This is a genomic window from Streptomyces sp. NPDC020422, assembly GCF_044386705.1.
Classification (GTDB): Bacteria; Actinomycetota; Actinomycetes; order Streptomycetales; family Streptomycetaceae; genus Streptomyces.
In genome coordinates this window covers 286,975-309,010 of the sequence record NZ_JBIRVJ010000007.1, presented here as the reverse complement: position 1 = coordinate 309,010, position 22,036 = coordinate 286,975, and the positions used below count along the sequence as shown (strand labels likewise).

Genomic DNA, 22,036 nt, shown 5'->3' with positions numbered 1-22,036 from the left:
AGCGACGGCGGTCATGTCGGCCATGTCGGTGGGGACGATTCACGGCTCGCCCGGGCCTCTCGGGTCGGCGCGCTCCCGGTGGAGCGGCCACCGGGAAGGATCGCCCGCGGGCGGTGCGCGCGTCCAGCGAATTCCGCCCGTGCCGGAGCCCGCGGGTCGGTACGGTCCCGCCATGGACAGCGACAGGAGCAAGGGCGACGGCAACGGCGGGGCCGGTGACGGCGGTGTGGTCGTGGTGGGCGGCGGGGTCGTCGGTCTGACGACGGCGATCCGGCTCGTGGAGCGGGGGCTGCGGGTCCGGCTCTGGTCCCGGGACGCGGTGACGGAGACGACCTCGGCGGTGGCGGGCGCGCTGTGGTGGCCGTACCGGATCGAGCCGGCGGCGGAGGTCGGCGGCTGGTCGCTCGCCTCGCTCCGGGTCTACGAGGAGCTGGCAGCCGAGCCGGCGGCGACGGGGGTGCGCCTGGTGCCGGGCGTCCACGCCGACACCGTCCTCGACGGGCTCGGCGCGTGGGCGAAGGAGCTCGGGGGGCTGCGGCAGCTGGCGCCGGACGAGGTGCCCGGCCCGTACGAGGTGGGGCTGGCCGCCCGGCTGCCGCTGATCGACATGCCGGTCCATCTGGCCTGGCTGCGGGCACGGTTCGAGGAGCTCGGCGGCTCCTTCGAGCGGCGCACGGTGACGGGGCCGGGCTTCGCCGAGGCCGCGGCCGAGGCCCGGGTGGTCGTGGACTGCACGGGGCTCGGGGCCCGGGAGCTGGCTTCCGACTCCGGGCTGCGGCCGGTGCGCGGGCAGTTGGTGCTGGTCGAGAACCCGGGCGTGGACAGCTGGTTCACGGCCGCGGACGCGGCGGCCGACGAGACCACGTACTTCTTCCCGCAGCCGGGGCGGCTGGTCCTCGGCGGCACCGCGCAGGACGGGGCCGAGGACCTGGAGCCCGACCCGGCGACCGCGGCGGCGATCGTGGCGCGGTGTGCCCGGATCCGCCCCGAGATCGCCGGGGCCCGGATCCTGGGGCACCGGGTGGGGCTGCGCCCGGCGCGCGCGGGCGGGGTGCGCATCGAGGCGGAGCCCCTGGCGGGCGGCGGGCTGCTGGTGCACCACTACGGGCACGGCGGCGCGGGGGTCACGGTCGCGTGGGGGTGCGCGGACCGGGCGGCGGAGCTGGTCTGCGGGGCCTGACGGAGGAAGCCCCCCCCCCGAGTCCCCTTCGAGTCCCCCCGAGTCCCCGGATGCGGCGACGCCCGCCCGGCGGTGGGCCGGGCGGGCGTCCGTGCCGTTCCCCCCGTCAGCGCGGGAAGGGCTTCTGGGCGTGGTCGTCGGCGTCGAGGCAGCCCTTGATCTTCCGGTCGAGGGCGTCGGCCTGGGCGCGCGCCTTGCGGGCCTCGGCCCGGGCGCCGAGGTTCTGCAGCTTGGCCGCCTTGACCCGCAGGTCGTGCGCCTGCTGGCGCATCTTCGGCACGTTGCACACGACGGTCTTCCCGGCGGCCTGGGCCGTCGGGGCCGTCACCGTCTGTCCGAGCAGCAGGCCCCCGGCCAGCAGCGTCGTGGCGGCGAGAGCCGTGAGGGTGCGGCGCGGCGGCGTCGCGATCTTCATGTGATCACTCCCAAATCGGTACGGTCGATACCGGTCGGTAACCATAGTCGGAAATGATCAAGAAACCGGGCCGCGACGTCGCTCGTCACCGCTCCCTCACCGCATCGTCAGCAGCTCTCCACCGGCTCTCCCCGAGTCAGGCCGTACGCCGCCCGCGGATCGAGCAGCAGGGCCACCAGGGCGCGCTGCGACTGGCGCAGCGGAACGAGCGCGCCGCCGTCCGGCTCGCGCCGCACGACCACGCCGTGGAGCTCGAGCTCGTCCCGGAACTCGGCGTACTGAGCCCCCGTCAGACGGTAGGCACAGGGCGGGTCCCGGAGGATCTCGGCGGGTTCGGCCGGGTCGTTGTCCGCGCCGCCGAGCAGGACCGGGCCCCGGTCGGCGAAGCCGGTGTGCCGGGCCACCGCGGTGGCGGCGGCGAGCCGCCCCTGGCGGGCGTCGAGGTAGCCGAACAGGCCGCGCAGCGCCGCGTGCTGGGTGGTCACCCGGCGGCGGTGGTTCAGCGCCGGGTCGTCGCGCTCGGCCTGGTCGAGGGCGTCCACCCGCGTCTCGACCAGGAGACCCACGGAGTGCTTGACGCCCGCCGTGTTGCGCAGGATGCGCTCCTGCCCGTCGCCCGCCACCTGCTTGACCGGCTTCCCGGTCAGCGGGTCGGTCCAGATGCCGTAGATGCCGCTGCTGAACCCGGCGAGCCCGGCGGCGGGGCGTACGTACGACTCCGACAGCGCACGGGACTCGTCGTGCACCCGCGGGTCGGTGTTGAGGTTGCGCGGCCAGAGGGCGAGCAGGTCCCTGTCGTAGTACGGCGGCGTCGCCCCGTACTCGTGCAGGTCGTAGACCAGCTCGGGGCGCCGGTCCCGGACGACCGCGGCGAGCGCCCGCGCCTCGGCGGTCCGCAGGGCGAGGTGGTCCCGGTTGATGTCGACGCCGTCGGCGTTGCCCCGGGTGTCGGCCTGGCGGCCGTCGGGGTTGGCGGTCGGCACGACGAGCAGCGTCGTACGGGCCAGGAAGGCGCGGGTCGCGGCGTCCCGGCCGTACGCCAGGTCCCGCAGGGTGCTGAGACAGGCCTCGCGGCCGGCCGGCTCGTCCCCGTGCTGGGAGCAGATGAGCAGCACGGTCGTGGCGCCGGTGCCGACGGTGGCCAGGCGCACCGGGCGCTGCTGCTTCGTGGTGCCGATCGTACGGAGCGACAGGCGCGGGCTGCCCCGGTCGACGGCGGCGAGGAAGGCGTCCTCCTGTGCCTCGGTGGTCCAGGCGGCGCCGTCACTGGACTCGAATCCGGTCCTCGGGGGCGGCGGCGGGGGCGCGCTGCCCGCCGCCTCGGTCGGGGTGGCGAGCAGCGGCAGGCCCAGGGCGGCGGCGCCCACCGCGAGGGTGAGCGCGCGCCGTCGGGCGCGGAAGGGACTTCTCATCGGGCCTCACCGGGGATCGGGGCGCCGGTCCGCGCGGGTGCGGCGGCACCGGCCGGGGCGTCACCGGGCTGAACGCCGGCGGCCGGCGCGGGGTCACCGGCGGTCGCCCGGTCGAAGGCCCGCGCGCCGCCGAGCAGCGGCACCACGGCCCAGCTGCGGGCCAGGTCGAGGGTGACGGTCGGGGTCGTCGACGGGGGGTCGAGCAGGTCCTTGTCGGTCCCGGCGACGATGAGGGCGAGCCGGTGTCCGGCCGGGACGACGTGGTCGGTGGGCGCCAGCTTCAGCGTCATCGTGTACGCGCGTCCCGGGGTCAGCGCCCGGCCCTCGCGCGGGTCGGCCCAGGTGCCGAGGTCGGCCCAGCCCCGGCTGACGACCGTGTAGTCGACGTCCGCGGTGCGCGGCTGCGTCTCCTTGAAGCAGGCGCTGTCGCCGGTGGTGCTCGCGCCCCAGCAGCTGCGTTCGGTCAGGGTGGTGATGCCTTCGCCGGGTTCGGCGTAGGCGCGGATGGTGTCCGGGCCGAGGTCGACGAGGACGGCGCTGAGGTGCGCGCTGCTCGTGGTCGGGGTGGCCGTGACGGTGACCGTGGAGGAGCCGGAGATGCGCAGGTCCCGGCTGAGGGGGGCGGTGCTGAAGCCGGCCTTGGCGGGGGTCGTGCGGTCGATGTCGGCGGCCCACTGGATCTCGCTCAGGCTCGGGTCGTCCGTGAAGCGCTCGGTGGCGCCGCGTGCGGCCGGGGCGCGGCCGAGGCCGCCGACGCCCGGGGCGCTGCCCGTCGTGGGGCGCAGCACGGTGGGCGCGGTGCCGGCGGCCGGCCAGTTGCGGTCGGTGGTCCACCGGCCGGGTGCGCGCTCGATGTCGGCCACCGGCTCGCGGTCGATGCCGTTGTCGTAGCCGAGGAGGTAGTGGTCGAACCAGCGGTGCAGGGTGCGGACCCAGTCGGCGCGGCGGAAGTCGAAGGGGTCGACGTGGCCGGTCTCGGAGAGCCAGATCTTGCGCTCCACGCCGTGGGCGGCGAGGGCGTTCCACCACTGGCCGAAGTGGTTGGCGCGCACGTTGAGGTCCTGCCGGCCGTGCACGACGAAGACGCTTGCCTTCACCTTGTCCGCGTTCCTGACGTAGTCGCGCTCGCTCCAGGCGGCGGTCCAGTCGCCGCTGTACGGGGTGGCGTTCGCGATCCGCTGCTGGACGGCGCCGCAGCGGGCCCGGGCGTCGGGGCTGTCCACGTAGTCGGAGAGCCAGGTGGGGTTGGCGTCGTAGAGCGGGGCGCCCTGGGAGTGGAAGTAGTCGTACCACGACGAGATCGAGCCGATCGGGACGATCGTGCGCAGCCCCTCGACGCCGGTGGCGGCCACGCCGTTGGCGATGGTGCCGTCCCAGCTCTTGCCGATCATGCCGACGTCACCGGTGGACCAGCCGGTGGCGCGGGCGCGTTCGGCGCCGGTCCGGGTGGTGTAGCCGCGGGCCCGGCCGTTCAGCCAGTCGACGACGGCCTTGGCGGACTGCACGTCGGAGCGTCCGCCCACGTCGTCGCAGCCGTCGGAGCGGCTGGTGCCGGCGAGGTCGACGGCGACGAAGGCGTAGCCGCGCGGCACGAAGAAGTTGTCGTAGAACAGCGGGAACTGGACGGGATTGCCGTCGGCGTCATAGGTCTTGCGCTGGCCCTCGTTGCCGCGGCCGCAGCAGGCGTAGTAGGGGCTGGCGTCCATGATGACCGGGATCTTCCGGCCGGCCGCGGCGGGTTCACGGGGCCGCACGATGTCGACGGCGACCCGGTCGGTGCGCCCGTCGGCGTCGGCGTCGAGGCCGGTGTCGACCCAGACGGACTCGCGGACGGCGCCGGTGTACGAGTAGACCGGCGCGGACTCCCGTACGCCCAGGGCGTCCCGGGTCTCCTGGGCCGCGGCCACCGGGGCCAGGGCGGCCAGCAGGGCGGCCGTGGCGGCGACGGCCAGGGTTCTGCACGACAGACGAGCTCTACGGGTTCTCCGCACACGTATCGGCATGGGGCGGAACGTACCCCGGTCGTCTCAGGAGCAAAAGAGTGCCGACGGGGACATCAGGTGCGCGGGGTTCATGTCGGCCGAATGGCGATCATGTGACAGGCGGTGCCCTGGACGTGACGGCGCGTCGGGGGCCTGAATAGTCTCGCCAAGGACCGACGACCACCCGCGCGTCTTTCGATTCTCACGACTTGGGAGCACCCGTGCACCGCAGAATCATCGTTCCGAGCGCCCTCGCGGCCGGCCTGCTGCTGGCGATCCCGGCATCGGCCGCCGACTTCCAGGTGGGCGCGCCGGGCATCGGCGACTCCTACTACCCCGCCAGTGGCAACGGCGGTTACGACGTCTCGCACTACGACCTGCGGCTGAAGTACCAGCCCGCGACCGACGTGCTCGAGGGCACGGCGACGCTGCTCGCCACCACGAAACAGAACCTGTCGCGCTTCAACCTCGACCTCGGTCTGAAGGTCAGCGAGGTGCGCGTGAACGGGCGCGTCGCGAAGTTCGCCACCTCCGGCGACCACGAGCTGGAGGTCACCCCGGCGACCCCGCTGGAGAAGGGCAAGTCGATCTCCGTCGTGGTCCGTTACGCGGGCAAGCCGTCCGAGCTGAAGATAGGCGGCTGGAGCGCCTGGGCCCGCACCCCGGACGGTGCCGTCGCCGCGCAGGAGCCCGACTCGGCCGTCTGGTGGTTCCCCTCCAACGACCACCCGCTCGACAAGGCGACCTTCGACGTGTCCGTCCTGGTGCCGGACGGGCTCCAGGCGATCAGCAACGGCGTGCTGCAGTCCCAGTCCTCGAAGCTGGGCTGGACCCGCTACAACTGGCGCTCCAACAAGCCGCAGGCGACGTATCTGGCCACGCTCGCGGTGGGCAGGTTCGACATCACGACGGACAAGACCGCGAACGGCCTGCCGGTCCTCAACGCCTACAGCAAGGACCTGGGCGACAACGCCGGCGCGGCCCGCGCCTCCGTCGAGCGCACCACCGAGGTCGCGGAGTGGCTGGAGTCGGTCTTCGGCCCGTACCCGTTCAACGCCCTCGGCGGCTATGTGCCGAACGTGACGAGTGGCTTCGCCCTGGAGACGCAGACCCGGCCGTTCTACAGCCCGCGCCAGTTCGCCAACGGCGCCAACGTCTCGGTGGTCGTGCACGAGCTGGCCCACCAGTGGTACGGCGACAGCGTGTCGGTCGCCGACTGGAAGGACATCTGGGTCAACGAGGGCTTCGCCCGCTACAGCCAGTGGCTGTGGTCGGAGAAGGAGGGCGAGGGCACGGCCCAGGAGCTCGCCGACTACGTGTACCAGACGCGGGCGGCCGACGACCCGTTCTGGAAGGTGAAGCCGGGCGACCCGGGCGCGGACGACCAGTTCCACGCCGCCGTGTACGACCGGGGCGCGCTGGCGCTGCAGGCGCTGCGCAACGAGGTGGGCGACGAGGCCTTCTTCAGGATCCTCAAGGGCTGGCCGCAGGAGCACGCCTACGGCAACGCGCACGTGTCCGACTTCGTGCGGTACGCCGAGCGGGTCTCGGGCAAGCCGCTGGCGGGCCTCTTCGACACCTGGCTCTACCAGCCGGTGAAGCCGGCCGCGCCGACGACGGCCGGGGCCGGCCGGACGCCCGCGACGGGTCCCGCGTCGCGTCCGGTCCGGGGCACGGTGAAGAAGCAGGCGGCCAAGCCGGTGCAGCCCAAGTCGTGGAAGAAGATCGCGGAGACGAACACGCTCCACGACGCGCGCTGAGGCCGCCGCTCGGCGCCCACCGCGCCCCGCCCTGCCGACCGGCGGGGCGGGGCGCGGTGAGAGCGCTTTCCCGGGGAGTCACCCGCGGGCGGCCGAGCGGTTACCCTCTTGGCGTCAGTACGGACCCGCCGCGACGCCCCGAGGAGCCGGCCTTGAGCGAAACCGTGCCCGCCGGGCGCCCCACCCTGGAAGAGGTCGCCGCACGGGCCGGGGTGTCCAGGGCGACGGTCTCCCGGGTGGTGAACGGCGGCGCGGGCGTGCGCGAGGCCCTGGTGGAGAAGGTCCGCAAGGCCGTCGACGAGCTCGGCTACGTCCCGAACCACGCCGCCCGCACACTGGTGACCCGGCGCAACGGGGCGGTGGCGGTGATCATCGCCGAGCCCGAGTTCCGGATCTTCTCGGACCCCTTCTTCGAGCGCCAGATACGCGGCATCAGCCGGGAACTGACGGCGCACGACGCCCAGTTGGTGCTGCTCTGGGTGGAGGACTCCGGCGACCACGAGCGCATCGCCCGCTATCTGGGCGGGGGGCACGTGGACGGCGCGCTCGCCTTCTCCCTCCACGACGACGACGAGCTGCCCGCGATCGTGCGCGACGCCCGGGTCCCCACCGTCTTCGGCGGCCGGCCCGGCTGGACCGGCCCGGACGGCGGTTTTGAGGTGCCGTTCGTCGACTGCGACAACCGGGGCGGCGCCCGCGCGGCCGTACGCCATCTGCGCTCCCTCGGCCGGCACCGCATCGCCCACATCGCGGGCCCCCGCGACCAGACCTCGGCCCTGGACCGGCTCCACGGCTACCGCGACGAGCTCCCCGACGGGGAAGCGGACCTGATCGCCGATGGCGACTTCACCCGGGAGAGCGGGGCGCGGGCGATGGGCGCCCTCCTGGAGCGCCGTCCCGACCTCGACGCGCTCTTCGCGGCCAACGACCTGATGGCGGCGGGCGCGCTGGGGGTGCTGCGGGAGCGCGGGGTGCGCGTGCCGCAGGACGTGGCCGTCGTCGGCTTCGACGACATGCCGGCGGTGGCCGAGTCGACCTCGCCGCCGCTCACGACGGTCCGTCAGGAGATCGAGGGCATGGGGCGCCTGATGGTGCGCCAGCTGATGCGGATGCTCGACGGCGAGCGGGTGGAGCCCCTGATCACGCCGACCGAACTGGTCCGGCGCGCCACGACGTAGACGGATCCGGCGAGGCTGCCGGCCGGCCGCTCGGCGGCCACCCGCCGGTCGCCGGTCGCCCCTCGTCCGTCGCCCCTCGTCCGTCGCCCGTTGAACGGCACGCCGCGCTGTGGCATCGTCCGCGGATGACGAATCCCGCCGACCGGCAGACGCCCCCGGGGCGCCCCGACGACCGCGCCGCCCCCGTGCTGCGCTTCGCGACCGAGCTCGTCGCCTGGATCGCCACCCCCTGGGCGCTGGCCGGACGCTCCTGGCTGCTCGCGGCCCTGTCCGTGGTGGTGCTGATCGGCCTGCCGACGCTCCTCTCCACTCCCGGCGACAAGAGCAACGTGATCGTCGCGGTGTCCGGCCGGGTCACGATCCTGCTGGTGCTGCTCCAGCTCGTCGCCGCCGTCGTCTCCTCGTGGCTCGCCTGGAGCGCCTGGGCAGCGGTGCCCGCCACCCTGCTGGCCGCGGCCACGCTCGTCACGGAGCAGCCGCGCTGGCGCCGGCTGGCGGGAGTCCGGGCGTAACCGCGCTTCCGTCCCTCCCCTCTCCCGGCCCGCCCCCTCCCACTCCTTCCCGCTCCCTCGCCCCTCCTTCCCGCCCCCGCCAACTCCGTCCTCGATTCCTGCCGTTACCTCTTCGACTCTTGACGGGAACCTGGCGGGGCGGGCACTCTCCTGACGCGTCTTGAGAGCGCTCTCAAGAGTCAGGAGCCAAGGAGGCCCCCCATGCGCACAGCCCGCTCGGTCCGCGTTCGCCAAGCCGCCGCCGCGGCCGTTCTCGTCGGGGCGCTGGTCGCCGGGTGTTCGTCCGGCTCAGGCGCCGCCGGCTCGGACTCCGCCGGGGGGAAGGTGGAGATCAGCATCGACCTCTTCGGTTCGTTCGGCTACAAGGAGGCCGGTCTCTACGCCGAGTACGAGAAGGCGCACCCCGGGATCGTCATCAAGCAGACCGACACCGAGGACGAGCAGGACTACTGGAAGTCGCTCCAGACCCGGCTCGCCGGCGGCGCCGGCCTCGCCGACGTGCAGGCGGTCGAGGTCGGGCGGATCGCGTCCGTCACCCAGCAGCAGGGCGACCGGTTCGAGGACCTGCGGACGTACGGCGCCGAGGCCCTGAAGGGCGAGTTCGCGAGCGCCACCTGGGCCGCGGCCACCGCACCGAACGGGGCCGTGCTCGGGCTCGGGACGGACGTCGGGCCCGAGGCGATGTGCTACCGCACGGACCTGCTGAAGCAGGCCGGACTCCCCACCGACCGCACCGAACTCGCCGCGAAGTGGTCCACCTGGGACGGCTATCTGGAGCTCGGGCGCCAGTACAAGGCGAAGGCGCCCGGCAAGAGCGCCTGGCTCGACAGCGTGGGCAGCCTCTACACCGTCATGGTGGGGCAGCAGAAGGAGCGCTACTACGACGCCTCCGGGAAGCTCGTCTACGCCGACAGCCCGGCCGTGCGCGGGGCCTGGGACGCGTCCGTGAAGGCCGCCGGCGACGGGCTGAGCGCCAAGCTCGACCAGTGGTCCCCGCAGTGGAACCAGGCCTTCTCCGCCGGTTCCTTCGCCACCCTGCCCTGCCCCGCCTGGATGCTCGGCTACATCAAGGGGCAGGCCGGCGAAGCGGGCAAGGGCAAGTGGGACATCGCCAAGCTCCCGGGCGGCGCCGGGAACTGGGGCGGCTCCTTCCTCGCCGTACCGCGCACGGCGAAGCACAAGAAGGAGGCGTACGAGCTGATCCGCTGGCTCACCGCCCCCGCCCAGCAGGCCAAGCTCTTCCGCAAGCAGGGCAACTTCCCCTCCTCCACGGGGGCCATCGCCCAGGTCGCCGACGCCACCGACCCGTACTTCTCCGGCGCCCCGATCGGGCGTCTCTTCGGTGACGCGGCGAAGGCGGCGCCCGTGCAGGTGCTCGGGGTCCACGACAAGAACGTGGCCGACCAGATCACCAACGCGCTCAGCGAGGTGGAGCGGAAGGGCACGGCCCCGGACGAGGCCTGGGAGCACGCGCGCAAGGGGGTCGAGAACGCCATCGGCTGAGCACCGCGCCCCGGCCGGCCGCCGCCGACCGGGCCGTGACGCACCCGGTCGGGCCGCGTCCACCACCACCCACCCCCTCGAAGGGCCCCGCACCGTGACCCTCACCCGGCTGTGGCGCAGCGTGTCCCCGTACACCTTTCTCGCGCCGTTCTTCACCCTCTTCGCCGCCTTCGGCCTCTTCCCGCTCCTCTACACCGCGTTCGTCTCCCTCCACCGCGTCGAGCTCCAGGATCCCGGCGCGATGGAGTGGCGCGGGCTCGGGAACTACACGGCCCTGCTCTCCGACGCGTTCTTCTGGCAGGCGCTGCGCAACACCGCCGTCATCGGCGCGCTGTCCACGGTCCCGCAGCTCGCGATGGCGCTCGGGCTCGCCCATCTGCTGAACTACCGTCTCCGCGGGCGGACGTTCTTCCGGACGGCGATGCTGCTGCCGTACGCGACCTCCGTCGCCGCGGCCACCCTCGTCTTCGCCCAGCTCTTCGGGCGGGACTTCGGGCTCGTCAACTACCTGCTGTCGACGGCGGGCCTGGGCCCGGTCGACTGGCAGGACGGCACCTTCGCCTCGCAGGTCGCGGTCTCCTCGATCGTCGTCTGGCGCTGGACCGGGTACAACGCGCTGATCTATCTGGCGGGGATGCAGTCGATCCCGGCCGAGCTGTACGAGGCCGCCGAGATGGACGGAGCCTCGCGGTGGCGCCAGTTCGTGCACGTCACCCTGCCGGGGCTGCGCCCGACGATCGTCTTCACGGTGATCGTGTCGACGATCGGCGCGACCCAGCTCTTCGGCGAGCCGCTGCTCTTCGAGGGCTCGGTCTCCGGCGGCATCTCGCACCAGTACCAGACGCTGGGGCTCTACCTGTACGAGCAGGGCTGGGGCTTCTTCCACCTGGGGCGCGCGGCGGCCGTGGCGTGGCTGATGTTCCTGCTGATCCTGCTGCTCGTCGGGGCCAACGCCCTGATCGCGCGACGCCGTCCACGGCGCGAGGAGATGACGGGGGCACCGGCGTGAGCGCCCGCACCGGTCGCGGCGGGGTTCTCACGTACGCCGTCCTCGCCCTCGGCGTCCTCGTCTCCGGCTTCCCCTTCTACTGGACCGTCGTCGCCGCGAGCCGCTCCAACGCCGATCTGGCGAAGGTGCCGCCGAGCCTGCTGCCCGGGCCGAACCTGATCCGCAACTTCGAGGCGGTCCTCGACGAGGCCGACATCGGCAAGGCGCTGCTCAACTCCCTGCTGGTGTCGGGTTCGATCACCGTCGGCACGGTGCTGTGCTGCACGCTCGCCGGGTTCGCCTTCGCCAAGCTGCGCTTCCGCGGCCGGGGCGCGCTGCTCGCCCTCACGGTGGGCACGATGATGATCCCGCCGCAGCTCGGGGTGATCCCGCTGTTCATGCTGATCGCCGAGCTCGGCTGGGTGAACCAGCTGCAGTCGGTGATCCTGCCGGGCCTCGTCTCCGCCTTCGGGGTCTTCTTCATGCGCCAGTTCCTGGTGCAGGCGCTGCCGGACGAGCTGATCGAGGCGGCCAGGGTCGACGGGGCGTCCACCGCCCGGGTCTTCTGGTCGATCGTGGTGCCGGTGGCCCGCCCGGGGATGGCGGTGCTGGGGTTGCTCACCTTCATGAGCGCCTGGAACGACTTCTTCTGGCCGATCGTCGCGCTCTCCTCGCAGGAGCCGACCGTGCAGGTCGCGCTGCGCCAGCTCGGCGGTGGATACGTCCACGACCAGTCCGTCGTCATGGCGGGCACCCTGCTCGGCACCCTTCCCGTCCTGCTGGTCTTCGGACTGCTCGGCCGGCAGATCGTCGGCGGGATCATGCAGGGCGCCGTCAAGGGCTGAGCCGTGCGGGTCCGCACGGCCCGGGCTGGGCCGTGCGGACCGTCTTCCGTGCCTTTTCTCCGATACCGGGAGTTCCCCTCTCATGAACGCTCATTTCCCTGCCGGCTTCCGCTGGGGCTCGGCCACCGCCGCCTACCAGATCGAGGGGGCCGCGGCCGAGGACGGCCGCACACCGTCGATCTGGGACACCTTCAGCCGTACCCCGGGCAAGGTCCGCAACGGCGACACCGGTGACATCGCCACCGACCACTACCACCGGTCGCGCGAGGACATCGCCCTGATGAAGGAGCTCGGGCTCACCGACTACCGCTTCTCGCTCTCCTGGTCGCGCATCCTGCCGGGCGGCCGCGGGCCCGTCTCCCAGAAGGGACTCGACTTCTACCGGCAGCTGGCCGACGAGCTCCTCGACGCGGGGATCAGGCCGGTGGCCACGCTCTACCACTGGGACCTGCCGCAGGAGCTGGAGGACGCGGGCGGCTGGCCGCAGCGCGAGACGGCGGAGCGGTTCGCCGAGTACGCGGGGCGCGCGGCCGAGGCCCTCGGCGACCGCATCGGCACCTGGACCACGTTGAACGAGCCGTGGTGCGCGGCCTTCCTCGGATACGGCTCCGGGGAGCACGCCCCGGGGCACACCGACGAGCGGGCCGCGTTGCGCGCCGCCCACCACCTGAACCTGGCGCACGGGCTCGGCGCCCGGGCGCTGCGGGCGGCGCTTCCGGCCTCCGCCGAGGTGTCGTTGACGCTCAACCTGCACGCGCTGCGGCCGCACACGGACTCCCCCGAGGACCGGGACGCGGTCCGGCGGATCGACGCCGTCGGCAACCGGATCTTCCTGGACCCGGTGTTCCACGGGCGCCTGCCCGCCGACCTGGTGGCCGACACGGCGGGGATCACGGACTGGTCCTTCGTCCACGACGGCGACCTCGACGTGATCGCCACGCCGATCGACGCGCTGGGGGTCAACTACTACTCCCCCACCGTGGTCGCGGCGGGCAGCTCGGCGACTCCGTCCCCGTGGCCGGGCGCCGCCGGGCACGTCGGGTTCGTGCCGCTGCCGGGGCCGCGCACCGCGATGGACTGGCCGGTGGACGCGGACGGTCTGTACGAGCTGCTGGTCAGGCTGCGGGACGGGCTGCCGCACGTACCGCTGCTGATCACGGAGAACGGCGCCGCGTACGACGACTACGCCGACCCTGAGGGCGGCGTCCACGACCCCGAGCGGGTGGCGTACCTGGCGGCGCACCTCGCGGCGGCGCGGCGGGCGCTGGCCGACGGGGTGGACCTGCGCGGGTACTTCCTGTGGTCGCTGCTCGACAACTTCGAGTGGGCCCACGGCTACGGCAGGCGGTTCGGGATCGTCCACGTGGACTTCCCGACCGGCCGCCGCACGCCGAAGGACAGCTTCCGCTGGTACGGGGAGGTCATCGCCCGGAACGGGCTGCCGTCCCGGTGACCCGGTTCTCCCGCCGGGCCGCGCGCCGGGCCCGGCGGGCGAGCGGGAGATAGCGCAGCCGCTCGGGGAGGGCGGGCACCACGGCCCGCACGACCCGGGCGAAGCGGCGCAGCCGGCGCTCCTGGGCGTCCGTCCACTCCAGGCCGATCGCCTCGCGGGCGTCCGGCGGCATCAGTCCGACGGTGAGGAAGGCCCGCGCCCGCAGGAACGGCCCCCGCAGCAGCGGCCACAGCGCCCGCAGGGCGAGTCGTACGGGCAGGGGGCCGCGGTCGGGGGCCGGTACGGGCGCGTCGGTGGCGAGCAGCTCGCGGACGACCGCCGTGGCCTCCAGCTCCTCGGCGAGGACGCGGCGGTAGTACGGCCAGAACTCCTCGATGGTCCCCGGCATGTCCCGGTCGTGGATGCCGAGCACCCGGCCGACCTGGAGCCACTCGGCGTAGAGGGCGCGCTCCTGGGCCTCGGTGAGCGGGCGGGCCAGATAGCCCAGGCCGTGCCGGTAGACGGGATAGCCGGTGGCGTGCACCCAGGCGTAGTAGGCGGGGGTCAGTGCGTGGTAGCGGCGCCCGTGGGCGTCGGTGCCCTGGATGTCCTTGTGGAGGGTGCGCAGCCGGCGCCCCTCCTCGACGGCGTCCGCTCCTCCGTAGATCCACAGCTGGAGTGAGCGCAGGGAGCGCTCGCCGCGGCCCCAGGGGTCGGTGCGGAAGACGGAGTGCGCGTCGACGCCGGCACCGATGGCGGGGTGGGCGACCTGCATGGTGAGGGCGGCGGGAAGCATCAGCAGGGCGCGGACGTCGCCGGCGATGCTCCACAGGACACCGCCGACGGGCGGCGGGGCGGGGTCGGGGCGGTGCGGCCCCACGGAGGAACGGGTCCGCGCGCCGCTCAGCTCCCCGCGTCCGGCCCGGGGCTCCGTCTCGCGCTCGATGCGCTCCGTCACGCCGTCTTCCTCTCCCTCTCGCTTCTCAGGCTGCCCGGCCGCGCCCGGACGGGCAAGGGCGGACATGACGCGGGGCCGCGTCCCGGGCCGGTGGGCCCGGGGCGCGGCCCCGTACGGACGTGCGCGCGGTGCGTCAGGCGCGGTCGGCGCCGACCGGCTCGCCGACGATCCGGCCGGCCAGGGCACGGGCCCAGGCGTCGACGTCGGCGGAGAGCTCGCGCTCGGCGGCCTCGCGCTCGACGGCGATGCGCTCGGCACCGGCGGCCAGGATGGCCTCGCGCTCACGCAGGCCCTCGGCGCGGGCGGCGGCGATGGCGGCCGCGCCCTCCTCGGTGGCCTGGGAGCGGATGCGGGCGGCGTCGTGGCGGGCCTCGGCGAGCTCGGCCTCGTACTGCTCGCGGATCGCGGTGGCCTCGCTGCGCAGGTCGTCGGCGCGCTCGGTGCCGCCTTCGATGGCGTCCTCACGCTCGGTGAGGGTGCGGTTGATCTTCGGGAGGATCCCCTTGGCGAGGATCAGGAAGGTGATGCCGAAGATCACGAAGCCGATGATGAGCTCGGCCCACACCGGGTTGAGCGGACCGAGGTCCATGTCGAAGATCTGCGAGTTCTGCGCGAGGGTCATGGGCGCATCCTACCTGGTCGCAAAAGCGGCAATTCGGACTGATGGGCGAGAGTTGGCGCGCTCGTGCGAGTCGCGCAAGATTCGCGGCACCCAATGGCTACCGGAAGGTAACCACGGCTGATTTGATGTGCGGCGCCGGTCCTCCAACCCCCCATACTTCCACGGGAGTTATCAGTGCCGTTCGCCACGCTCCGCCGTCTTCCCGGCGCAGCCCTGTCCGTCGCGCTCGCCGCCGCCACCCTCACGGCGGTCGCGCCGACCGCCTCGGCCGCCTCCGCCGCCGACGCCGTGGCCGCGACCCCGCGCCTGAAGGTGCTGACGTACAACACCTTCCTGTTCTCCAAGACGCTCTACCCGAACTGGGGCCAGGACCACCGCGCGGCCGCGATCCCCGCCGCGTCCTTCTTCCAGGGCAACGACGTCGTGGTGCTCCAGGAGGCCTTCGACAACTCCGCCTCGGACGCGCTCAAGGCGAACGCCGCCGCGCAGTACCCGTACCAGACCCCGGTCGTGGGCCGCTCCAAGACGGGCTGGGACGCCACCGGCGGTGCCTACTCGGCCACCACGCCGGAGGACGGCGGCGTGACGCTGCTCAGCAAGTGGCCGGTCGTCCGCGAGGAGCAGTACGTCTACAAGGACGCGTGCGGCGCCGACTGGTACTCGAACAAGGGGTTCGTCTACGCGGTCCTCGACGTCAACGGCACCAAGGTGCACGTCGTCGGCACACACGCGCAGTCCACCGACCCGGGCTGCTCGGCGGGCGAGGCGGCGCAGATGCGCAGCCGCCAGTTCCGGACGATCGACGCCTTCCTCGACGGCAAGAACATCCCGGCGAACGAGGAGGTGATCGTCGCGGGCGACATGAACGTGGACTCGCACACGCCCGAGTACGCGACGATGCTCGCCGACGCGGACCTGGTCGGCGCGGACGCCCGCACCGGGCACGCGTACTCCTTCGACACCCAGCTGAACTCGATCGCGAACTACCGCTACCCGACCGACCCGCGCGAGGACCTGGACTACGTCCTCTACCGGGCCGGGAACGCGCGCCCGGCGGGCTGGACGAACAACGTGGTCCTTGAGCAGAGCGCGCCCTGGACCGTGACCAGCTGGGGCAAGAGCTACACGTACACGAACCTGTCCGACCACTACCCGGTCACGGCCTACGCGACGAACTGACCGCACAGGGGGCGGGGCGGCGGGGGCGGCGCCCCCGCTCCCCTCTAATAGACGTGCCCGAAGACGCTGTAGGCCCAGAGGCCGACGACCCCGGCGACGCAGATCAGGGCCACCCACGACCCGAACCCCGTGTGCCGCCCCTTCCGCGGCGGCCGGGGCGCCCGGGGCGCCCGCGCGGGACGGGGCGAGGGGGCGGGCCCCGCGTCGGCGGCCGTCTCGGCGAGCAGCCGCCGGCAGACGGTGGCCAGCTCCGCCGTCCCCGCCGTCAGGTCCACCACGGCCTCGAGCCGCGCCGGCGCCGTCGTCCCCCCGTCGAGGATCCGCCCGGCCCGCACCAAGGCCTGGTCCCTGCCTCCGGTGGGCGCCAGACTGATCCACCGCCGGACGTGCTCGCCCCGGATCACCACGCCGCCACCGCGCTCCCGGTAGATGGTGTGCTCCTTCCAGAGCACTGCGGCCAACTCGGCTGCCTTCTCCCTGAGTTGCGCCTGCATACCGCTCCCCCTGCCATACGCCCGTATTCGAACAGGCGCATGACTCTAGCGCCCCGCCCACCCCGTCCCCCGCCGGGGTCCCCCGCCGACCGACCGGTCACGCCCCGAAGTCGTACACGGTGACCGATATCCCCCGAGCGACCAGCCGCTCCACGATCAGCGGCTCGACCCTCGACCACGTGCCCCCGGCGAGCCCGCAGCCGATCCGCGGCATGTGCACGGAGGCCCCCAGCTCCACCGCCCGCTCCGCGAGCAGCCCGAGCGCCGCGTCGATCGCCTCGTACCGCACCGGAACCCCGCTGCTCCGGCCGGTACGCATCCCCCGCTGCCCGACCAGGTTGGCCACCCAGACGTACGGCTCCACCCGCACGAACTGGGCCGCGCCGAGCCCGAAGTCGTTCCCCGCCCGCCCCCGGTGCCACCGCCGGTACGCCGCCTCCGGCTCCGGCCACCGGGCCGAGACCGCGAGGACGAAGCCCTTCCCCCAGCCGCCCAGGTCGTTGCAGACGTGCGCGACGATCTTGACGCCCTTGCCCCGCGGCGCGGTGGCGTCCCCCCGTACGTACTCGATCGCACTCATGGACCCACCGTACGAGCCACCACTGACAGAGCACGCCGTCCGGGAAGGGCTCCCGCGGGGGCAGCCCTCCGGGCGGTCGCCTACGCGCCGATCGCGGCCTTGTGGCCGGCGGCGTCGAGCAGCCGGCCGAGCCTCCGCCCGCTCGGACGGGACCCGGAACGCAGCGGGAAAGACTCGTTCGGCTCAGCGCTGTGACCGGGTGCCTGTGTCGGTCACCATGGAGGTTCGTCGGCGATCCGGGGGTGGGGATGAGCGAGGGTGGGCACGTTCCGGACGGGCAGCGGAGCGGCGCGGCGGAGGTCGGACCGGCCCCCTGGCCGGCGCTGGCCTGTCTGGTCGGACTGATTCTCGCGTGCGTCGTGCTGACGAACTTCACCGCCGAGCCGCGGGCGGCGCTGTGGGGCGAACCCGGCACCGTGACCGAAGCCGACTGCCGGACGTACGACAACACCGTGGCCAACGCGGGAACGTCGACGTCCTGCTCGGGCGCCTTCACCCCGGACGGCGGCGGCTCGTCGTTCGAGGTCCCCGTCGAGGGCGACCTCGGCTCGCCACCGGTCCGCGCGTGGCTGGTGGACGGTGCGTCCGGCACCGCGTACGTCTCCCCGTCCGTCTGGGCGGGGGTGCTCCCCGTGGGGCTGTCCCTCCTTCTGGCCGGTCTCCCGGCGGCGGTGACGGCGAGGCACGTGCGCCGCGTCCGCGCCCGACGCCCGCGAGAGCGGCGCCACTGATCGGAACCCGCGCCGGCGCCCCTGCTGCGCCCACTCTTTTACAAGCCCGGTGAGACAGCAATACTGTTCAACCATGGAGCAGGCGAGCGGCGATCAGCAGGGCGAGGGGCAGGCTGAGGGGCCCGTCTACACCGTCGACGGGTTGGCCGCGCGGGCCGGGGTGACCGTGCGGACCGTGCGGTTCTACGGGACGCGGGGGCTCCTGCCGCCTCCGGTCATCGGGGCGCGGCGGGTCGGGTGGTACGGGGCCGGGCATCTGTCGCGGCTCGCGTTGATCGAGGAGCTGCGGCGGCAGGGGATGACGCTGGCCGCGATCGAGCGGTATCTGGAGCAGCTGCCGGCCGACCTCAGCGCGCAGGACCTGGCCGTGCACCGGGCGCTCGTCGCCGCGTGGGCGCCCGAGTCGGCCGAGGAGATCACACGGCAGGAGCTGGAGCGCCGGGCCGGGCGGTCCCTCGCGGACCGGGACGTGGACCGGCTGGCCGCCATGGGGGTGCTCGACAGGGGGGCCGACCCGGACGTGTTCCGGCTGGACGGGTCGCTGTTGCGGCTCGGGGTCGAGCTGCTCGACGTGCCCATCGAGCACGAGACGATCCTGGCCTCCCGGACCGTGCTCCTGGAGCACGCCCGCGCCGCCGCGCAGGAGCTGGCCCGGCTCTTCCGGGAGCAGGTGTGGAGCCCGTACCGGGAGAGCGGGGAGGACCCGGATCACCTGACGGCGATGAAGTCGCTCTCGGCGCACATGCAGCCGATGGTGATCCAGGCCCTCGTCACGGCCTTTCAGCGGTCCCTCAGCGAGGAGCTGAGGGCCGCGTTCAGGACGCCGCCGCGTCCGTGAAGGTCTCCCCCCGCTCGGCCTTCTCCAGGAGCAGGGCCGGCGGGGTGAAGCGCTCGCCGTAGGTCGCCGCCAGCTCGCGGGCGCGTGCGACGAAGCCGGCGACCCCGCCCTCGTACCCGTTGATGTACTGGAGCACTCCGCCGGTCCACGCCGGGAAGCCGATGCCCAGGATGGAGCCGATGTTGGCGTCCGCGACCGAGGTCAGCACGCCCTCCTCCAGGAGCCGGACGGTGTCCAGCGCCTCCGCGAAGAGCATGCGCTCCTGCATGTCCCGGAAGGGGATGTCGGTCTCGGGCTTGGTGAAGTGCTCGCGCAGCCCCGGCCAGAGCTTCGCGCGCTTGCCGTCCTCCGTGTAGTCGTAGAAGCCCGCGCCGCCGCTGCGGCCGGTGCGGCCGAACTCGTCGACCATGCGGTCGATCACCAGCTCGCCCGGGTGGGAGGTCCAGGTGCCGCCCGCCTCCTCGATCGCCTTGCGCGTCTCGTTGCGGATCTTGCGCGGCAGGGTGAGGGTCAGCTCGTCCATCAGGGAGAGGACCTTCGCCGGGTAGCCGGCCTGGGCAGCGGCCTGCTCCACGGAGGCGGGCTCGGCGCCCTCGCCGACCATGGCGACGCCCTCGTTGATGAAGTGGCCGATGACGCGGGAGGTGAAGAAGCCGCGCGAGTCGTTCACCACGATCGGGGTCTTGTTGATCTGGCGGACCAGGTCGAAGGCGCGGGCCAGCGCCTCGTCGCCGGTCCGCTCGCCCTTGATGATCTCGACGAGCGGCATCTTGTCGACGGGCGAGAAGAAGTGCAGGCCGATGAAGTCCGCCTGCCGCTCCACGCCCTCCGCGAGGACCGTGATGGGCAGCGTGGAGGTGTTGGAGCACAGCAGCGCGTCGGGCTCGACGACGTGCTGGATCTCCTGGAACACCTTGTGCTTGAGCGCCGTGTCCTCGAAGACCGCCTCGATGACGGCGTCGCAGCCCGCCAGGTCGGCGACGTCCCCGGTCGGGGTGATCAGGGCGAGCAGGGCGTCGGCCTTCTCCTGGGTGGTGCGGCCCTTGGCGACCGCCTTGGCGCAGAGCTTCTCGGAGTACGCCTTGCCCTTGGCGGCGGATTCGGCGGAGACGTCCTTGAGGACGACCTCGATGCCCGCGCGGGCGCACGAGTACGCGATGCCGGCGCCCATCATGCCCGCGCCGAGCACGGCGACCTTGCGGACCTTGCGCGCCTCGACGCCCTGGGGCCGGTTGGCTCCGGAGTTGACGGCCTGCAGGTCGAAGAAGAACGCCTGGATCATGTTCTTCGCGGTCTGCCCGGTGACCAGCTCGGTGAAGTACCGGCTCTCGATGGTGAGCGCCGTCTCGAAGTCGACCTGGGAGCCCTCGACGGCCGCCGCCATGATGTTGCGCGGCGCGGGGTAAGGGGCGCCGCCCAGCTGCTTGCGCAGGTTGGCGGGGAAGGCCGGAAGATTGGCGGCGAACCGCGGGTTCGACGGGGTGCCGCCGGGGATCTTGTAGCCGGGCACGTCCCAGGGCTGCTGGGACTCGGGATGCGCGTCGATGAAGGCGCGGGCCTTGGCGAGCATCTCCTCGGGGCTCGCGGCCAGCTCGTGGACTAGGCCGTTGTCGAGGGCGCGCTGCGGGTTGTACTGGGTGCCCTGGAGCAGCACCTTCAACAGCGCGTCGGTGATGCCCATGAGGCGTACGGTGCGGGCGACCCCGCCGCCGCCGGGCAGCAGGCCCAGGGTGACCTCGGGCAGGCCGATCTTGGAGCCGGGGGCGTCGAGGGCGATCCGGTGGTGGGAGGCGAGCGCGATCTCGTAGCCGCCGCCGAGCGCGGCGCCGTTGATCGCGGCGACGACGGGCTTGCCGAGGGTCTCGATGCGGCGCAGCGCGTCCTTGATCTCGATGGCCGAGTCGAAGATGACCCGGGCGTCCTCGGGACCGGCCTTGATCATGTCCTTCAGGTCGCCACCGGCGAAGAAGGTCTTCTTCGCGGAGGTGTAGATGATGCCGCGGATCGAGTCCTTCTCGGCCACCGCGCGCTCGGCGATCGCCTTGATGGAGGCCCGGAAGGCCTGGTTCATGGTGTTCGCGGACTGGTTGGGGTCGTCGAGGACGAGGGTGACGACACCGGTCTCGTCCTGCTCCCAGCGGATCGTGGTGCTCTCGCTCATGCTGATGCTTCTCCGTAAGGGGGTTCGGACCGGGCGGTCAGACGCGCTCGACGATGGTGGCGATGCCCATGCCGCCGCCGACGCAGAGCGTGGCGAGGCCGTAGCGCTTGTCCTGGCGCTCCAGCTCGTCGACGAGCGTGCCGAGGATCATCGCGCCGGTGGCGCCGAGCGGGTGGCCGAGGGCGATGGCGCCGCCGTTGACGTTGATCCTGTCGAGGGAGACGCCCATGTCCTTGGCGAAGCGCAGGACGACGGCGGCGAAGGCCTCGTTGATCTCGATCAGGTCCATGTCGTCGATGGTGAGACCGGCCTTGGCGAGCGCCTTGCGGGCGGCCGGGGCCGGGCCGGTGAGCATGATGGTGGGCTCGGAGCCCGAGACGGCCGCCGCGACGATCCGGGCGCGCGGGGTGAGCCCGTAGCGCTCGCCGACCGCCTTGGAGCCGATGGCGACCAGCGAGGCGCCGTCGACGATGCCGGAGGAGTTGCCGGCGTGGTGGACGTGGTCGATCTCCTCGATCCAGTGGTACTTCTGCAGCGCGACGGCGTCGAAGCCGCCGAGCTCGCCGATGTCGGCGAAGGAGGGCTTGAGCCGCGCCAGGGAGTCGGCGGTGGTGCCGGGGCGCAGGTGCTCGTCGTGGTCGAGGACGGTCAGGCCCGCGCGGTCCTTGACGGGCACGACGGAGCGGTCGAAGCGCCCGTCCTTCCAGGCCGCGGCGGCGCGCTCCTGGGAGAGGGCGGCGTACTCGTCGACGTCGCGGCGGGTGAAGCCCTCGATGGTGGCGATGAGGTCGGCGCCGATGCCCTGGGGGACGAAGTTGGTGGCGATGTTGGTCATCGGGTCGGCGAACCAGGCGCCGCCGTCGGAGGCCATCGGCACCCGGGACATGGACTCGACGCCGCCGGCCAGGACGAGGTCCTCCCAGCCGGAGCGGACCTTCATCGCGGCCATGTTGACGGCTTCCAGGCCGGAGGCGCAGAAGCGGTTCTCCTGGACTCCGGCCACGGTGTCGGGCAGTCCGGCGGCGATGGCGGCGATGCGGGCGATGTCGGAGCCCTGGTCGCCGACCGGGCCGACGACGCCGAGGACGATGTCGTCGATGGCGGCCGGGTCGAGTCCGGGGAAACGGGCGCGGATCTCGTGGATGAGGCCGACGACCAGGTCGATCGGCTTGGTGCCGTGCAGGCTCCCGTTGGCCTTGCCGCGGCCGCGCGGGGTGCGGATAGCGTCGTAGACGTACGCTTCGGTGGTCACGATGTTGCCTTTCG

At 73.1% G+C, this 22,036-nt stretch carries 20 protein-coding genes; 11 read left to right on the top strand and 9 right to left on the bottom strand.

Annotated elements, in window-relative coordinates; translation table 11 throughout:
• Positions 1–172 precede the first annotated feature (172 nt).
• Positions 173–1,180, top strand: a complete 1,008-nt coding sequence (locus tag ACH414_RS21010) for an FAD-dependent oxidoreductase (protein ID WP_386567514.1) — start codon at positions 173–175, stop codon at positions 1,178–1,180.
• A gap of 106 nt (positions 1,181–1,286) precedes the next feature.
• On the opposite strand, the gene ACH414_RS21005 is transcribed toward ACH414_RS21010, so the two are convergent.
• From ACH414_RS21005 to ACH414_RS20995, 3 genes are all read right to left on the bottom strand, one after another.
• Complete coding sequence (locus ACH414_RS21005; protein WP_382536676.1) at positions 1,287–1,595, bottom strand: hypothetical protein; 309 nt, start codon at positions 1,593–1,595, stop codon at positions 1,287–1,289.
• Positions 1,596–1,702: 107 nt separating this feature from the next.
• The gene (locus tag ACH414_RS21000; RefSeq protein WP_398942861.1) at positions 1,703–3,007 is read right to left on the bottom strand and encodes a M14 family metallocarboxypeptidase; all 1,305 of its coding nucleotides are present in this window, start codon (positions 3,005–3,007) and stop codon (positions 1,703–1,705) included.
• Complete coding sequence (locus ACH414_RS20995; RefSeq protein WP_391767906.1) at positions 3,004–5,010, bottom strand: Xaa-Pro dipeptidyl-peptidase; 2,007 nt, start codon at positions 5,008–5,010, stop codon at positions 3,004–3,006. Before ACH414_RS20995 ends, ACH414_RS21000 begins: the two co-directional genes overlap by 4 nt.
• A 200-nt stretch (positions 5,011–5,210) precedes the next feature.
• Between ACH414_RS20995 and ACH414_RS20990 the strand changes: the two genes are divergently transcribed.
• From ACH414_RS20990 to ACH414_RS20960, 7 genes are all read left to right on the top strand, one after another.
• The gene (locus ACH414_RS20990; RefSeq protein WP_398942859.1) at positions 5,211–6,749 is read left to right on the top strand and encodes a M1 family metallopeptidase; all 1,539 of its coding nucleotides are present in this window, start codon (positions 5,211–5,213) and stop codon (positions 6,747–6,749) included.
• 152 nt (positions 6,750–6,901) lie between these two features.
• On the top strand, positions 6,902–7,927 hold the full coding sequence (locus ACH414_RS20985) for a LacI family DNA-binding transcriptional regulator (RefSeq protein ID WP_382536687.1): 1,026 nt from the start codon (positions 6,902–6,904) through the stop codon (positions 7,925–7,927).
• A 125-nt stretch (positions 7,928–8,052) separates the two neighbouring features.
• Complete coding sequence (locus tag ACH414_RS20980) at positions 8,053–8,439, top strand: hypothetical protein (RefSeq protein ID WP_398942858.1); 387 nt, start codon at positions 8,053–8,055, stop codon at positions 8,437–8,439.
• A gap of 201 nt (positions 8,440–8,640) precedes the next feature.
• Positions 8,641–9,942: an extracellular solute-binding protein gene (locus ACH414_RS20975; protein WP_398942856.1), complete on the top strand. Its 1,302-nt coding sequence runs from the start codon at positions 8,641–8,643 to the stop codon at positions 9,940–9,942.
• 94 nt (positions 9,943–10,036) lie between these two features.
• Positions 10,037–10,951: a carbohydrate ABC transporter permease gene (locus ACH414_RS20970; RefSeq protein WP_398942854.1), complete on the top strand. Its 915-nt coding sequence runs from the start codon at positions 10,037–10,039 to the stop codon at positions 10,949–10,951.
• Positions 10,948–11,775 carry a carbohydrate ABC transporter permease gene (locus tag ACH414_RS20965; RefSeq protein WP_382536699.1) on the top strand — a complete coding sequence of 276 codons (828 nt, stop codon included), beginning with the start codon at positions 10,948–10,950 and terminating at the stop codon, positions 11,773–11,775. The genes ACH414_RS20970 and ACH414_RS20965 overlap by 4 nt, the downstream gene beginning before the upstream one ends.
• Positions 11,776–11,857: 82 nt before the next feature.
• The gene (locus ACH414_RS20960; protein WP_398942852.1) at positions 11,858–13,228 is read left to right on the top strand and encodes a GH1 family beta-glucosidase; all 1,371 of its coding nucleotides are present in this window, start codon (positions 11,858–11,860) and stop codon (positions 13,226–13,228) included.
• Here the strand turns inward: ACH414_RS20960 and ACH414_RS20955 are convergent.
• Both ACH414_RS20955 and ACH414_RS20950 read right to left on the bottom strand, forming a co-directional pair.
• The gene (locus ACH414_RS20955; RefSeq protein ID WP_398943000.1) at positions 13,197–14,003 is read right to left on the bottom strand and encodes an oxygenase MpaB family protein; all 807 of its coding nucleotides are present in this window, start codon (positions 14,001–14,003) and stop codon (positions 13,197–13,199) included. The two genes, ACH414_RS20960 and ACH414_RS20955, sit on opposite strands and share 32 nt — an antisense overlap.
• A 295-nt stretch (positions 14,004–14,298) precedes the next feature.
• On the bottom strand, positions 14,299–14,787 hold the full coding sequence (locus tag ACH414_RS20950) for a hypothetical protein (protein ID WP_382536706.1): 489 nt from the start codon (positions 14,785–14,787) through the stop codon (positions 14,299–14,301).
• Between the two features lie 174 nt (positions 14,788–14,961).
• On the opposite strand from ACH414_RS20950, the gene sph reads away from it, so the two are divergent.
• Entirely contained in the window at positions 14,962–15,966 is a 1,005-nt protein-coding gene (gene sph / locus ACH414_RS20945) for a sphingomyelin phosphodiesterase (RefSeq protein ID WP_398942850.1), read from the top strand.
• 44 nt (positions 15,967–16,010) lie between these two features.
• On the opposite strand, the gene ACH414_RS20940 is transcribed toward sph, so the two are convergent.
• Complete coding sequence (locus tag ACH414_RS20940) at positions 16,011–16,460, bottom strand: hypothetical protein (protein ID WP_382536711.1); 450 nt, start codon at positions 16,458–16,460, stop codon at positions 16,011–16,013.
• A gap of 97 nt (positions 16,461–16,557) precedes the next feature.
• Entirely contained in the window at positions 16,558–17,040 is a 483-nt protein-coding gene (locus ACH414_RS20935; protein ID WP_386567527.1) for a macro domain-containing protein, read from the bottom strand.
• A gap of 248 nt (positions 17,041–17,288) precedes the next feature.
• Between ACH414_RS20935 and ACH414_RS20930 the strand changes: the two genes are divergently transcribed.
• Together ACH414_RS20930 and ACH414_RS20925 are read left to right on the top strand one after the other, a co-directional pair.
• On the top strand, positions 17,289–17,771 hold the full coding sequence (locus ACH414_RS20930; protein WP_386567529.1) for a hypothetical protein: 483 nt from the start codon (positions 17,289–17,291) through the stop codon (positions 17,769–17,771).
• Positions 17,772–17,844: 73 nt separating this feature from the next.
• Positions 17,845–18,609, top strand: coding sequence for a MerR family transcriptional regulator (locus ACH414_RS20925; RefSeq protein WP_398942848.1), 765 nt, complete (start codon positions 17,845–17,847; stop codon positions 18,607–18,609).
• Here ACH414_RS20925 and ACH414_RS20920 read toward each other — a convergent pair.
• The gene (locus ACH414_RS20920; protein ID WP_398942846.1) at positions 18,587–20,770 is read right to left on the bottom strand and encodes a 3-hydroxyacyl-CoA dehydrogenase NAD-binding domain-containing protein; all 2,184 of its coding nucleotides are present in this window, start codon (positions 20,768–20,770) and stop codon (positions 18,587–18,589) included. The genes ACH414_RS20925 and ACH414_RS20920 overlap by 23 nt on opposite strands.
• A gap of 37 nt (positions 20,771–20,807) precedes the next feature.
• Positions 20,808–22,022: an acetyl-CoA C-acetyltransferase gene (locus ACH414_RS20915; protein ID WP_382536723.1), complete on the bottom strand. Its 1,215-nt coding sequence runs from the start codon at positions 22,020–22,022 to the stop codon at positions 20,808–20,810.
• Positions 22,023–22,036 lie beyond the last annotated feature (14 nt).

Coding starts and splice junctions, on each gene's coding strand:
- ACH414_RS21010 (WP_386567514.1), top strand. CDS start 173: ATGGACAGCGACAGGAGCAAGGGCGACGGCAACGGCGGGGCCGGTGAC.
- ACH414_RS21005 (WP_382536676.1), bottom strand. CDS start 1,595: ATGAAGATCGCGACGCCGCCGCGCCGCACCCTCACGGCTCTCGCCGCC.
- ACH414_RS21000 (WP_398942861.1), bottom strand. CDS start 3,007: ATGAGAAGTCCCTTCCGCGCCCGACGGCGCGCGCTCACCCTCGCGGTG.
- ACH414_RS20995 (WP_391767906.1), bottom strand. CDS start 5,010: ATGCCGATACGTGTGCGGAGAACCCGTAGAGCTCGTCTGTCGTGCAGA.
- ACH414_RS20980 (WP_398942858.1), top strand. CDS start 8,053: ATGACGAATCCCGCCGACCGGCAGACGCCCCCGGGGCGCCCCGACGAC.
- ACH414_RS20975 (WP_398942856.1), top strand. CDS start 8,641: ATGCGCACAGCCCGCTCGGTCCGCGTTCGCCAAGCCGCCGCCGCGGCC.
- ACH414_RS20960 (WP_398942852.1), top strand. CDS start 11,858: ATGAACGCTCATTTCCCTGCCGGCTTCCGCTGGGGCTCGGCCACCGCC.
- ACH414_RS20955 (WP_398943000.1), bottom strand. CDS start 14,003: ATGCTTCCCGCCGCCCTCACCATGCAGGTCGCCCACCCCGCCATCGGT.
- ACH414_RS20950 (WP_382536706.1), bottom strand. CDS start 14,787: ATGACCCTCGCGCAGAACTCGCAGATCTTCGACATGGACCTCGGTCCG.
- ACH414_RS20940 (WP_382536711.1), bottom strand. CDS start 16,460: ATGCAGGCGCAACTCAGGGAGAAGGCAGCCGAGTTGGCCGCAGTGCTC.
- ACH414_RS20935 (WP_386567527.1), bottom strand. CDS start 17,040: ATGAGTGCGATCGAGTACGTACGGGGGGACGCCACCGCGCCGCGGGGC.
- ACH414_RS20930 (WP_386567529.1), top strand. CDS start 17,289: ATGAGCGAGGGTGGGCACGTTCCGGACGGGCAGCGGAGCGGCGCGGCG.
- ACH414_RS20925 (WP_398942848.1), top strand. CDS start 17,845: ATGGAGCAGGCGAGCGGCGATCAGCAGGGCGAGGGGCAGGCTGAGGGG.
- ACH414_RS20920 (WP_398942846.1), bottom strand. CDS start 20,770: ATGAGCGAGAGCACCACGATCCGCTGGGAGCAGGACGAGACCGGTGTC.